The sequence below is a fragment of the Desertivirga xinjiangensis genome (genome assembly GCF_024436435.1).
Taxonomy (GTDB): Bacteria; Bacteroidota; Bacteroidia; order Sphingobacteriales; family Sphingobacteriaceae; genus Desertivirga; species Desertivirga xinjiangensis.
In genome coordinates this window covers 24,717-36,065 of record NZ_JAFMZP010000016.1, presented here as the reverse complement: position 1 = coordinate 36,065, position 11,349 = coordinate 24,717, and the positions used below count along the sequence as shown (strand labels likewise).

Below are 11,349 nucleotides of genomic sequence, written 5' to 3'. Positions count from 1 at the left end.
AGTCAGTTCAGAGGGGTAACTAATATCGAATTCTTTATGTACAGGTTATCCAAAATATACGCCTAGTCCACAACTTTCCGGACTGATCCAAGAACATCCCCCCAACTTTCCGGACTGATCCCAAAAAACCCCTCAGAACTTAATCTGAAGGGCTTTTTATGGTGGGAGATACTGGGTTCGAACCAGTGACCCCCTGCTTGTAAGGCAGGTGCTCTGAACCAGCTGAGCTAATCTCCCTGGAAGTAATAGAAATAAAAACCCTTCAATCGGCTTGAAGGGTTGGTGGGAGATACTGGGTTCGAACCAGTGACCCCCTGCTTGTAAGGCAGGTGCTCTGAACCAGCTGAGCTAATCTCCCTTTTTGATATCAGATAGCAAGAATTACCTATCCGATTTCATGCTGCAAATATAGGCGCAGAAATCAGTTATCCAAAATTAATTTAAAAATAATACTGAAGATACTTTATCTCAGATATTTAGTAATTTCTTCTGCAAGAGGCTTTACAGATGACCGGAACCTATGGATTAATTTTCCATTCTCATCAATCAAAAACTTTTCGAAGTTCCATTTTATATCCCCCTTAAAATCAGGATTCTCCGCCGACGTCAGAAATTTGAATATCTCGGCAGCATCCTCTCCTTTAACGCTCACCTTCTCTGCAAGCGGAAAAGTGACACCATAATTTTTCTGGCAGAACTCCTTTATTAACGGATTGCTACCTGGTTCTTGCCCCCCAAAATCATTAGCTGGAAAGCCAATTACTACGAGTTTATCCTTATATTGCTGTGATAACTTTTCAAGTTCTGCATACTGGGGTGTATAACCGCACTTTGATGCAGTATTCACAATCAATATCTTTTTGCCCTTATATTTCTTTAGATTCAATTCGCTGCCATCGATCGACTTTACCTTAAAATCATGCACAGATTTTGGGGGAGTAATAAAAAAAGCCAGAAGGATAAATGCTAATGTTTTCATGATCAAATTTTAGCTAAAGATAGCATTCTTCTGAAATAAAATAACCGCCAGGCAAACCCGGCGGCTATAGGTAATAACTAAGCTATGAAGGAAGCTTATCAAATATCTTGCTGATAACTTTCGGCAAATCGTTGACCGCATTTTCAGGATTATTTACTTCTCCCTTTGCTACCCCCCTCCAAATTACTTTGGACGTTTTACGGTCAATCAGGTCGATCACAATATTTCCTTCCTCAAATTCTACTTTGCGCTCTTCTGCTCCTACATAAACCGGAAATGGTCTTACGTAACGGTAATAATAAATTGCCCTTCCACGATAGTAGCCTACTGCAGGAACATATCGGTAGGGCGATTGATAGTATACCGGCTCATTAACGGTACGCGATTTCTCGTCAATCACCGCTGTGTAACGTATCAATATATCGGGTTGTTTGTTATTTAGCTTCAAACCCCGGCTGCTCAGAGCCGTGTTTGCCGACTCTATGATTTTCTCTTCAGCAATGTCATTATTATAATAATCCTGGAGCTTAGATTCATTACCACTCATCCATGCGTAAGTTTGATACTTGGTTACGTCGAGCTTGTCTTTACTTACAGAATAAATATTATAAGAAGAGCATGCTGTAAGAAACGAAGCGGCAAAAAGCAACATAAACGCCATCTTTCTCATCTCTATCCTATCCTTTCTAAATATTATTATCTATTATAATAGACTGAAAGAAATCATAGAGTTTAATCAAACGGCTATCAAATTACCCAATAATGACAAAACACGCATTTGGCCGTTATGATAGATATTTACCAACAATTGGCATCCTTCTACCCATCCCGAAAGCTTTAGGTGATACCCGAAGAATTGGAGGCGTTTGATAACGTTTAAATTCTGCACGGTTAACCATTTTCAGAACCTTGGCAACCATTTCTGCATCGAAGCCCTCAGAGATTAGTTCAGCCGAGCTCTTTTTTAGTTCTATATACTGGTAAAGCAAGCTATCGAGAACGTCATAGTCAGGCAGAGAATCACTATCCTTCTGGTCAGGTCGCAACTCTGCAGAAGGTGGCTTTACAATACTGTTTTCAGGAATTATCTCGCGATCACGATTTATATACCTGGCAAGAGCATAGACTTGAGTTTTATAAACATCGCCGATAACCGAAATCGCACCAGCCATATCCCCGTACAAAGTACCATATCCTACAGCACACTCACTTTTATTAGAAGTGTTCAACAGGATATAGCCGAACTTATTCGAAAAAGCCATAACTATAACGGCCCGGCTTCTGGCCTGGATATTTTCTTCAGCTATATTAAAAGGTAAACCTTTAAATACTGGAGCCAGCACCCTGTCAAAGGCATCGGCGGCCTCTTTTATCGGCACTATTTCATGTTTACATCCAAGATTCTTCACAAGATCCAAGGCATCCTGAATTGAATGATCAGTAGAAAACTTAGAGGGCATAAGCACAGCCATGACATTTTCTGCCCCCAATGCTTCGGCCGCCAAGGCACAGACTACCGCAGAATCTATTCCACCAGACAGCCCGAGTACTGCTTTGGAAAACCCGGACTTCTTAAAATAATCTTTAATACCAAGAATCAAGGCATCATGAATTTGTGCAACATCTGCCGCTGGCTGATATTCCAAAGCAGTGAGGCCTTTCAACTCACCGGAATCAAAGTCGTATACCTTCAGGTCTTCCTCAAAATACTTTAACTGGTCCAGCAACTCACCTTTAGCACTAAATGCAAATGAACCACCATCGAAAATAATTTCTGTCTGTGATCCTACCTGATTAACATATAATAATGGGAGATTATATTTTAGAGCATTATCCTTTAGTACCTTGTAACGGTTATCATCATGATTGTAAGAAAAAGGAGAGGCCGCAATGTTGATCATCAAATCAGGCCCTTCTTTTATCAACTCATCCATTGGAGCTGAAACATACAAGGGATTGTCATTTATATTCCAAAGATCTTCACAAATAGTTAAAGCTATCTTTAGTCCTTTAAAATTTATGCAGTTAAAATCTGTATTGGGTTGAAAGTAACGATACTCGTCAAAAACATCATAAGTTGGCAGTAGCGCTTTGTTAACTACGGCTTTTATGGTTCCGTCTTCAATAAAATAGGCTGAGTTAAACAGATCCTTTCCCGCCTTCTGCGGGTTCCGGGTAGGAGCACCAATTATACAGGCGATACCCTGACAAGTGTCCACCACTTTTTCGATCGACTTCTCACATAATTCTATGAATTCTGTAAACTCAAGGAAATCCCGGGGCGGATACCCACAGATTGCTAACTCCGCAAAAACTACAAGTTCTGCTCCTTTAGACTTCGCATTGCCAATAGCATCTATAATTTTTTGAGTGTTCGCCTCAAAGTTTCCAATATGATAATTAAGTTGAGCAAGAGCTATCTTCATTTACAAAAGATTAATTTAATACCAACAAAGAAAGCCCATTAGGGCTTTTTTGTTTCAAAATATTTCCCTTTCAAAAGGTTAGAAAAGTACACCCAGGTTCAGTGCCACGTAAGAGTTTCTGATAGAAGGCCCCTTACTTAACATGTTCGTGAAGCCATTATTGAAGGTTACACCAGTAAGAAATTTTGTATTTTGTGCAAAATTCCACTGCATACCTGCACCTGCAACCAAACTCAGCCTGAACACATTATCAGAAGCAATGTCCTTTTTGGATTCTTCGCTTAAGACACCCGTGCTGCTTTTTAACTCACTGTCTAGTTTTCCGCTGACTTTAATGCCGGTCCCGAGGCCGAATTGACCATAAAAACATTTTTCAGCAACCTCATTGGTCTTCAATTTTATGGTCAACGGTATTTCTATATATTGTACCTTGTAAGTAATATCATTTCGTACCGCCCCTCCTGATTCTTCTACATCCGTGTTGCTAACCTTTGTATTTATACTGGTGAGGGTAAAGGCAGTTGAGAAAAAATAATTTTTCGAGAATCCAAAATCCCCTATTAATCCGTACGAGAACCCAACGTTTGTTCCTTCAGAAGAATACGAAGGACTGCTATCATTGATCCTTGCCCAACCAAGGTTAGGGGTAAGGGTGAAGCCTAGTTGGAAATTTTTAAAATCCTGTTGTGCCTTGGCAGCAATTGGAAATAAAAGTATTAGAAGCGCATAAAATCTACTTTTCATTTTCTTATTTATGAGAACTATAGTGTATGAGTGATGCTGTTTTTAAAAACCTAATTAAAAAACTTTGCTTTTATTATTTTCGTCAAATTAACAATAGCATGAATTTAAAAAGCGTTCGTCAAATCTACTTGTTTTTTGTGAATATGATTTGTTTTTTAAGGGCCACAAAGAACCTGCTCGGCAAGCTAATCACTTTTTCGCAGTTTTGTTTACGCAGGTGTTTTGTGAATATGATTTGTTTTTTAAGGGCCACAAAGAACCTGCTCAGCAAGCTAATCACTTTTTCGCAGTTTTGTTTACGCAGGTGTTTTGTGAATATGATTTGTTTTTTAAGGGCCACAAAGAACCTGCTCAGTACTCGCATCTCCTTTTCCGGGCTTCATTTATGCAGCTTTTTTTTAATTACGCTGGGTCTCACGGCTTGTAACAACCGGAAAGATGTCGATTTGAGTAATATCGACCTAACGGTCACTATTGAACGCTTTGATAGAGATCTCGGCAGCCTGAAAGTAAAAACAATACAGCAGCAGGCCCCTTTACTTCAAAAAAAATATGGCAATTTCTACAGCGACTTCATGGATGGCATGCTGGGAGCAGGTCATACTGCCGATACTAGTTATTACGCCAATCTCCGAACAATCTTGAGTAGCCGGGATTTTAATGCGCTCAAAGACGAGGTCGATCACAAATATCCAGATATGAGTAAACAAGAATCTGAGTTAACGGATGCTTTTAAACACGTCAAATATTACTACCCTGGCCAGAAGCTACCGCGACTGATTAGTTTTTTCTCCGGCTTTGCTGTACAGACCCCGATCGGTAATGACTATATAGGAATCGGGTTAGACATGTTTCTAGGTGCCGATTCAAAATTCTATCCAGCAATCAGGCAAAGTGTTCCATTATACATTTCGAAAAAGTTTACACCTGAGAATATCACACCAAGGGTGATGGAAACTTTTATACGTGAGGAGATCTTCCCTGAACCAGAATCTCTAAACACGCTACTGGACCGCATGATTTATAATGGGAAGATCCTGTACTTTATGGATGCAACTATGCCTGCAGTCAGCGATTCCTTGAAAATCGGATATACTGCAGCCCAATTAGACTGGTGTAAAACATTTGAGCCACAGATCTGGGCTTACTTTCTCGAAAACAATCTGCTCTACGATACGGACTATATGAAAATTCAAAAATATCTGACAGAGGCGCCGTTTACCCCCGGTATTGGAGAAAAAAATGAATCCGCACCCAAGCTGGCGCTTTATATCGGATGGCAGATTGTAAAAAAATACATGGACGTAAATAGCAACATTAAGCTGCAGGACCTGATGAAAGACCCAGATTATCAGATGATATTATCCAAATCGAAGTACAAGCCAAAATAGGGATTGTCCTCCATGTCCTGAAGAACAATCCTTAATTTTATTTTAGAATGTTGGAAACAGATTTTAGACAAATCAACACTCCAACTATCAGAATGATATTTGAAATCACGTCAATTAACGAGAAGGTTCCGATAAAACGAAGGCCCACGCCTACCATCGTGATCACAATACCCAGGGTCATCAAAGTATAATGACTTGGATTATTGGCATTATTTGTTTGTCTGTTTTCGTTTACGTTTGCCATGTTATGTTTTTTATCGAGCGCGAAATTACAAAACGTATTTAAGACTAAAAAGGGAATTAAATAAAAGGAGCAACCAGCGAAAACATTATCAAATATCCGGCAGTTCTAGAATAAAAAGAAAAGAACAATGGCTAAATACTCAAAGAAAGCTGGAGAAAAAGTTGAACAAGCTATGCATGAAATGAAGGAGGGCAAGTTGGAAACCGGCACGGGCAAGAAAGTGACCTCAAAAAAGCAAGCTGTTGCTATTGGCCTTTCTGAGGCACGGGATGCAGGTGCCAAGGTTCCAAAAAAATCCACCAAAAAGAAGTAGCCTATCTTTAATTCTCAATATGCAGCTCTGCAAGAGCATTATTGATGAATTCAATTTCTTCGGCAGAAATTGTCAGATCCATTGCTTGTGCATTCTGGACCGCTTGCTGAGAATTGCGTGCTCCAGCCAAGGCTACTGTAATACCTGGTTTTTCTACAGTCCATCTCAAAACCAATTGTCCCAGGCTCGCCTTCTTATCTTCCGCTAAGGGCTTGATCTTTTCAAGGAATCGATTCACATTATTAATATTTACTTCTGAAAAGAACTTATGCGATGCCCTGTGATCTCCTTCCGCAAATATGTGTCCGGGCTTAATTTTACCTGTCAATAGTCCCCTTTCTAAAGGGCTGTAGGCAAGAATTGATTTCTTATTTGCGAGGCAATATGGCAAAATCACTTCTTCGATCTTACGGTTCACCATACTATATGGTACCTGGTTAGAAACAAGATCGACCACGCCGTCAGCAATACGGAATTGTTCATCGGAGTAGTTGCATACCCCGGCATAGCGCACCTTACCTTGCTGTATCAAGGTTTTAACAGCATCCATAGTTTCTTCTATCGGAGTTGTGGGATCGGGCCAGTGAATCTGATACAGATCAATATAATCGGTACCTAAAAGCTTTAAGCTCGTCTCACACTCCCTGATCACGCTGTCTCTGCCAGCATATTTATAGATATCGATCTCTTCTCCCTGGTTGTTTTTACTCTTGAAATAAAACTCGCCGGAAGTGTCGTCCCATCGCAAACCATATTTGGTCAGTATTTGAACTTTATCCCGGGGCAACCCCTTAATAGCCTCGCCCACAATTTCTTCGCTAAGTCCCTGACCATATACAGGAGCAGTATCAATAGCAGTAACACCTGCGTCATAGGAAGCCCTGATCGCATCGACAGCATCTTTCCTTTCGGAGCCACCCCACATCCAGCCTCCGGCAGCCCAGGCGCCAAAGGTTATAGCTGAAACTTCCAGGTCAGATCCGCCTAATTTTCTATATTCCATAGTTGATAATTTATTGTTGAACAGGATGAGTTATGTTTGGTTTAGGAGAAATAAAAATAGCATAAAACTAAAAAACCTCTGCAGAGCAGAGGTTTTAAAAATCTATATATAGTTTTTTCTATCCGTTTGATAAAGCAGCTGCACCACTTACAATCTCTGTAAGCTCTGTAGTGATCGCTGCCTGGCGGGCTTGATTGTAAGAAAGTTTTAATGATTTAAGCAAGTCCCCTGCATTTTCCGTGGCTTTATCCATCGCGGTCATACGTGCTCCATGCTCAGAAGCATGAGAATCAAGAACGGCCTTATAAAACTGAATCTTGATTGATTTCGGGATCAGTTCATTCACAATCTCCTGCTGAGATGGCTCCAATATATAGTCCACTTTAGATGCCGCAGACCTACTGCTATCCGCTTGAACCGTAGCAGCCAATGGTAAAAGCTGTTCGCTGATGATCTCTTGAACAGCAGCATTCCTAAAATGGTTATATATAACATCCACCCGGTCAAAATCGCCATTCGCAAATCCACTCATTATAACTTCAGAGATCAGAGCTACATTCTCAAAACTTAGCTGAGAATACACCTCATTATTATTTCCGATAACATTATATTTACGCTTCTCGTAATAATCCTGAACTTTTTTACCAACAGCAATAATACTTACATTTCCTTTCCGGTACTGTTCTGCATATTGGGTGCTGATCAGTTGGTTTGCTGTTTTTATAACATTCGCATTAAATGCTCCTGCCAGCCCCCTGTTTGAAGATACAACAACTATCAAAACCTTTTCTACGTCACGTTGCTGTATGTAAGGAGATGAAGAGCCCTCAAGACTAGCAGAAAGATTTCCAAGGATATCCTTTAGCTTGTTTGCATAAGGCCGTAACTGAACAATTGCATTTGTAGCTCTCTTCAACTTAGCAGCTGAAACCATTTTCATAGCTTTTGTGATCTGCTGTGTGGAGGTTACAGATGTAATACGGTTTCTTACTTCTTTTAAATTAGCCATTCTTTTTTGAAAGTCTAAAGTTTAAAAGTCCGAAGCCGAAACTTCGAACTTTAAACAATTACTAATATCTGCCTGCTAGTTCTTTCGCAACTGTTTCCAGTACGCCTGTAATGCTGTCGTCGAACTTCCCAGCCTTTAAAGCCGTCAATGTTTCCGGATGACGCAGCTCTAACTGTTGGGTGTACTCTACTTCGAATTCTCTTACTCTATTTACGGGCACCGAGCGTAATAAGCCCTTAATGCCTAAATATATAATAGCAACCTGTTTTGCAACAGACACTGGTGAGAATTGTCCTTGTTTAAGAATCTCCACGTTACGGGCACCTCTGTCCAAGACCAGTTTAGTAGCCGAATCAAGGTCCGATCCGAATTTAGAGAAAGCCTCTAACTCGCGGTATTGAGCCTGGTCAAGCTTTAAAGTACCTGCCACTTTTTTCATTGACTTGATCTGAGCGTTACCTCCCACACGAGATACAGATATACCAACGTTAATTGCCGGACGAACACCTGCGTTAAACAAGTTAGACTCCAAAAATATCTGACCATCGGTAATAGAAATTACGTTGGTAGGAATGTATGCAGAAACGTCACCGGCCTGAGTCTCGATAATAGGAAGAGCAGTAAGAGACCCTCCGCCCTTTACAAGATGTTTGATAGAATCAGGCAAATCGTTCATACTTTTCGCGATCTCATCTGAAGCATTGATCTTAGCAGCGCGCTCTAATAAACGGCTGTGCAGATAAAATACGTCTCCCGGATAAGCTTCACGACCTGGAGGACGCTTTAATAGAAGGGACACCTCACGGTAAGCAACCGCTTGCTTAGACAAATCGTCATAGATAATTAAAGCAGGGCGTCCGGTATCACGGAAGAACTCACCTATAGCAGCGCCCGAAAACGGAGCAAAGAACTGCATTGGAGCCGGGTCAGCAGCAGACGCTGCAACAACCACAGTATATGGCATAGCACCATTTTCTTCCAGGGTACGAACAATCTGTGCTACTGTGGAATTTTTCTGCCCTACAGCTACATATATACAATACACCGGCTGACCGGCTTCGTAAAATTCCTTTTGATTGATGATCGTATCGATACAAACGGCAGTTTTACCAGTTTGACGGTCACCAATTACAAGCTCCCGCTGCCCACGACCGATCGGGATCATAGCATCGATAGCTTTGATACCAGTTTGCAAAGGCTCAGTAACCGGCTGACGATAGATAACACCCGGAGCTTTACGCTCAATAGGCATTTCATACAGATCACCTTTTATAGCTCCTTTACCGTCGATCGGCTGTCCAAGTGTGTTTACCACACGACCCAGCATTCCGTCACCAACTTTAATGGAACCTATACGGTTTGTGCGTTTGATAGTATCACCTTCTTTGATCTCAGAATACTCTCCCAGCAATACCACACCCACGTTGTCTTCTTCAAGGTTTAATACAATCCCTTGCAGGCCGTTCTCGAATTCAACCAATTCACCTGATTGAACTTTTGTGAGACCGTAAACACGGGCAATACCATCGCCCACTTGCAGTACAGTTCCCACCTCCTCAAGTTCGGCCTCTGATTTAAAGCCCGACAATTGCTGGCGCAAAATCGCCGAAACTTCATCTGGTCTTACCTCTACCATAGTTTTATTTGTAAATTTTTATTTTTAATCAATTGTAAACTCTTGTGTATTATTATTGTCAGGGTTTAAACCTTCTGACTAAATTCCTTTTTCAGCTTCTGCAAGCTGCTTGCTATACTTGCATCGTATTGCTTATCTCCAACTTTCAGCACAAATCCGCCGATAAGATCTTCATCAATTTTGCTTTCCAGCTGAACACTGCTTTTCGTAGTGTCCTCCAGCAATCTTATGATCTCTGTCCTGTTGCTTTCAGAAAGAGCACTTGCTGATATAACCGTAGCCTTTACTATACCCTTTAACAGGTTGTATTGGTTGATGAACTCTTTTGCGGTAGCATAGAGTATTCCAGCACGTCCTTTATTCACCACTATACTAAAAAAAGTGATAATGATCTTGTGAAAGCTCTGCCCAAAAAGCTGGGTCAGGATTCCTATCTTTTTATCAGTATTGATAATGGGATTTTTAAGTACCGCTTGCAATTCCGGGTTAGTACGCAATACGTTTATAAAAGAGACCATGTCAGCTTTAACCTGCTCCAATGATCCCTGTTCATTAGACAGATCAATTAAAGATTTTGCGTACCTTGATGCTACTTGAATTTCAGACATCTTCTATAATTTATGAGCCGGAAGTGAGATGCGTATGGTGAATGACCAAATTCAATAGGTCCTCCCTCTTTGCCTTGTCTATTCCAGCCCTATAGCGAAATTAGTTTAATTTTACGTCCTTAAGTAAGTCAGAAACCAAAGCATCCTGTTTACCTGAATCCTCGAACTGACGACGAAGGATCTTTTCAGCAATTTCAATTGAAAGTGAAGACACCTGGTTTTTCACTTCGGCCAGTGCAGCATTCTTTTGTCCTTCAATTTCTACCTTAGCCTTCTCGATCATCTTGCTACCCTCAGCCTGAGCACTTGTACGAGCTTCAGCGATCATTTTATCTTTCAATTCTTTTGCCTCTTTCAGGATAAGATCCCTCTCGGCACGAGCTTCTTTTAAAAGCGCTTCATTTTGACTGGTAAGTCGGGCCATTTCGGCTTTTGCGTTCTCCGCAGAAGCCAACGCGCTTTCTATTGAGCGTTCGCGTTCATGAATTGCTCCCAAAATTGGCTTCCATGCAAGCTTTTTAAGCAGCAGAAATAATATCAAAAAAGCCAGGGTTGCCCAAAACACAAACCCGATGTGGTGATTTAGTAAACCTTCGAATAATTTATCCATTGTTTATATCGAAAAAATAAATTTAATTTAAAATTGCCTGAGGCATTCAAAGCATCATCACTAATGATGACTGAAACCATTAATTAAAGAGCCGCAAACAACCAACCGTTGAATCACGGCTCTTTTAATTCTCAGCTGTTAGGCAGGATAGAATTATCCGTTACCTAATAGCGCAACTACCACACCGAATAAAGCAACACCCTCAATAAGAGCCGCTGCGATAATCATAGCAGTCTGAATTTTAGAAGCAGCTTCTGGCTGACGAGCTATACCTTCCATAGCTTTACCACCTAGTTGACCGATACCTAAACCAGCACCTAAAACCGCTAATCCTGCACCAATTGCAGCAATTGAACCACTTACCATAATTGTATTTATTTATGTAA

The 11,349-nt window shown here is 40.8% G+C and carries 13 protein-coding genes and 2 tRNA genes; 2 read left to right on the top strand and 13 right to left on the bottom strand.

Annotated features, from left to right (window positions below):
* Positions 1–159 precede the first annotated feature (159 nt).
* The 6 genes from J3P37_RS22700 to J3P37_RS22675 form a co-directional block, all read right to left on the bottom strand.
* Positions 160–237, bottom strand: a tRNA-Val gene (locus tag J3P37_RS22700).
* Positions 238–280: 43 nt separating this feature from the next.
* A tRNA-Val gene (locus tag J3P37_RS22695) sits at positions 281–358 on the bottom strand.
* 105 nt (positions 359–463) lie between these two features.
* A complete protein-coding gene (locus J3P37_RS22690; protein ID WP_256014392.1) occupies positions 464–979 on the bottom strand; it encodes a glutathione peroxidase in 516 nt (171 codons plus the stop codon).
* An 82-nt stretch (positions 980–1,061) separates the two neighbouring features.
* Positions 1,062–1,649: a DUF4136 domain-containing protein gene (locus J3P37_RS22685; protein ID WP_256014390.1), complete on the bottom strand. Its 588-nt coding sequence runs from the start codon at positions 1,647–1,649 to the stop codon at positions 1,062–1,064.
* Between the two features lie 115 nt (positions 1,650–1,764).
* Positions 1,765–3,405 carry an NAD+ synthase gene (locus J3P37_RS22680; RefSeq protein WP_256014387.1) on the bottom strand — a complete coding sequence of 547 codons (1,641 nt, stop codon included), beginning with the start codon at positions 3,403–3,405 and terminating at the stop codon, positions 1,765–1,767.
* A 78-nt stretch (positions 3,406–3,483) separates the two neighbouring features.
* Positions 3,484–4,149 (bottom strand): porin family protein, encoded by a 666-nt coding sequence (locus tag J3P37_RS22675; RefSeq protein WP_256014384.1) that lies wholly within the window; start codon positions 4,147–4,149, stop codon positions 3,484–3,486.
* 317 nt (positions 4,150–4,466) lie between these two features.
* Between J3P37_RS22675 and gldB the strand changes: the two genes are divergently transcribed.
* Entirely contained in the window at positions 4,467–5,540 is a 1,074-nt protein-coding gene (gene gldB, locus J3P37_RS22670) for a gliding motility lipoprotein GldB (protein ID WP_256014382.1), read from the top strand.
* A gap of 37 nt (positions 5,541–5,577) precedes the next feature.
* Here the strand turns inward: gldB and J3P37_RS22665 are convergent, their stop codons facing one another.
* Positions 5,578–5,784 carry a hypothetical protein gene (locus J3P37_RS22665; RefSeq protein WP_256014379.1) on the bottom strand — a complete coding sequence of 69 codons (207 nt, stop codon included), beginning with the start codon at positions 5,782–5,784 and terminating at the stop codon, positions 5,578–5,580.
* 127 nt (positions 5,785–5,911) lie between these two features.
* On the opposite strand from J3P37_RS22665, the gene J3P37_RS22660 reads away from it, so the two are divergent.
* The gene (locus J3P37_RS22660; protein WP_256014377.1) at positions 5,912–6,097 is read left to right on the top strand and encodes a DUF6496 domain-containing protein; all 186 of its coding nucleotides are present in this window, start codon (positions 5,912–5,914) and stop codon (positions 6,095–6,097) included.
* A 7-nt stretch (positions 6,098–6,104) separates the two neighbouring features.
* Here J3P37_RS22660 and J3P37_RS22655 read toward each other — a convergent pair whose 3' ends face one another.
* The 6 genes from J3P37_RS22655 to atpE all read right to left on the bottom strand — a co-directional run bounded on the left by J3P37_RS22655 (position 6,105) and on the right by atpE (position 11,329).
* Complete coding sequence (locus tag J3P37_RS22655) at positions 6,105–7,100, bottom strand: aldo/keto reductase (RefSeq protein WP_256014376.1); 996 nt, start codon at positions 7,098–7,100, stop codon at positions 6,105–6,107.
* 118 nt (positions 7,101–7,218) lie between these two features.
* On the bottom strand, positions 7,219–8,109 hold the full coding sequence (gene atpG / locus J3P37_RS22650) for an ATP synthase F1 subunit gamma (RefSeq protein ID WP_256014373.1): 891 nt from the start codon (positions 8,107–8,109) through the stop codon (positions 7,219–7,221).
* A 61-nt stretch (positions 8,110–8,170) separates the two neighbouring features.
* A complete protein-coding gene (atpA, locus tag J3P37_RS22645) occupies positions 8,171–9,745 on the bottom strand; it encodes a F0F1 ATP synthase subunit alpha (RefSeq protein ID WP_256014370.1) in 1,575 nt (524 codons plus the stop codon).
* A gap of 65 nt (positions 9,746–9,810) precedes the next feature.
* Positions 9,811–10,353 carry an ATP synthase F1 subunit delta gene (atpH, locus tag J3P37_RS22640; protein ID WP_256014367.1) on the bottom strand — a complete coding sequence of 181 codons (543 nt, stop codon included), beginning with the start codon at positions 10,351–10,353 and terminating at the stop codon, positions 9,811–9,813.
* Between the two features lie 100 nt (positions 10,354–10,453).
* Positions 10,454–10,963: a F0F1 ATP synthase subunit B gene (locus J3P37_RS22635; RefSeq protein WP_256014364.1), complete on the bottom strand. Its 510-nt coding sequence runs from the start codon at positions 10,961–10,963 to the stop codon at positions 10,454–10,456.
* A 153-nt stretch (positions 10,964–11,116) separates the two neighbouring features.
* On the bottom strand, positions 11,117–11,329 hold the full coding sequence (gene atpE, locus J3P37_RS22630; RefSeq protein ID WP_256014362.1) for an ATP synthase F0 subunit C: 213 nt from the start codon (positions 11,327–11,329) through the stop codon (positions 11,117–11,119).
* Positions 11,330–11,349: the final 20 nt, after the last annotated feature.

Coding starts and splice junctions, on each gene's coding strand:
- J3P37_RS22690 (WP_256014392.1), bottom strand. CDS start 979: ATGAAAACATTAGCATTTATCCTTCTGGCTTTTTTTATTACTCCCCCA.
- J3P37_RS22685 (WP_256014390.1), bottom strand. CDS start 1,649: ATGAGAAAGATGGCGTTTATGTTGCTTTTTGCCGCTTCGTTTCTTACA.
- J3P37_RS22680 (WP_256014387.1), bottom strand. CDS start 3,405: ATGAAGATAGCTCTTGCTCAACTTAATTATCATATTGGAAACTTTGAG.
- J3P37_RS22675 (WP_256014384.1), bottom strand. CDS start 4,149: ATGAAAAGTAGATTTTATGCGCTTCTAATACTTTTATTTCCAATTGCT.
- gldB (WP_256014382.1), top strand. CDS start 4,467: ATGATTTGTTTTTTAAGGGCCACAAAGAACCTGCTCAGTACTCGCATC.
- J3P37_RS22665 (WP_256014379.1), bottom strand. CDS start 5,784: ATGGCAAACGTAAACGAAAACAGACAAACAAATAATGCCAATAATCCA.
- J3P37_RS22660 (WP_256014377.1), top strand. CDS start 5,912: ATGGCTAAATACTCAAAGAAAGCTGGAGAAAAAGTTGAACAAGCTATG.
- J3P37_RS22655 (WP_256014376.1), bottom strand. CDS start 7,100: ATGGAATATAGAAAATTAGGCGGATCTGACCTGGAAGTTTCAGCTATA.
- atpG (WP_256014373.1), bottom strand. CDS start 8,109: ATGGCTAATTTAAAAGAAGTAAGAAACCGTATTACATCTGTAACCTCC.
- atpA (WP_256014370.1), bottom strand. CDS start 9,745: ATGGTAGAGGTAAGACCAGATGAAGTTTCGGCGATTTTGCGCCAGCAA.
- atpH (WP_256014367.1), bottom strand. CDS start 10,353: ATGTCTGAAATTCAAGTAGCATCAAGGTACGCAAAATCTTTAATTGAT.
- J3P37_RS22635 (WP_256014364.1), bottom strand. CDS start 10,963: ATGGATAAATTATTCGAAGGTTTACTAAATCACCACATCGGGTTTGTG.
- atpE (WP_256014362.1), bottom strand. CDS start 11,329: ATGGTAAGTGGTTCAATTGCTGCAATTGGTGCAGGATTAGCGGTTTTA.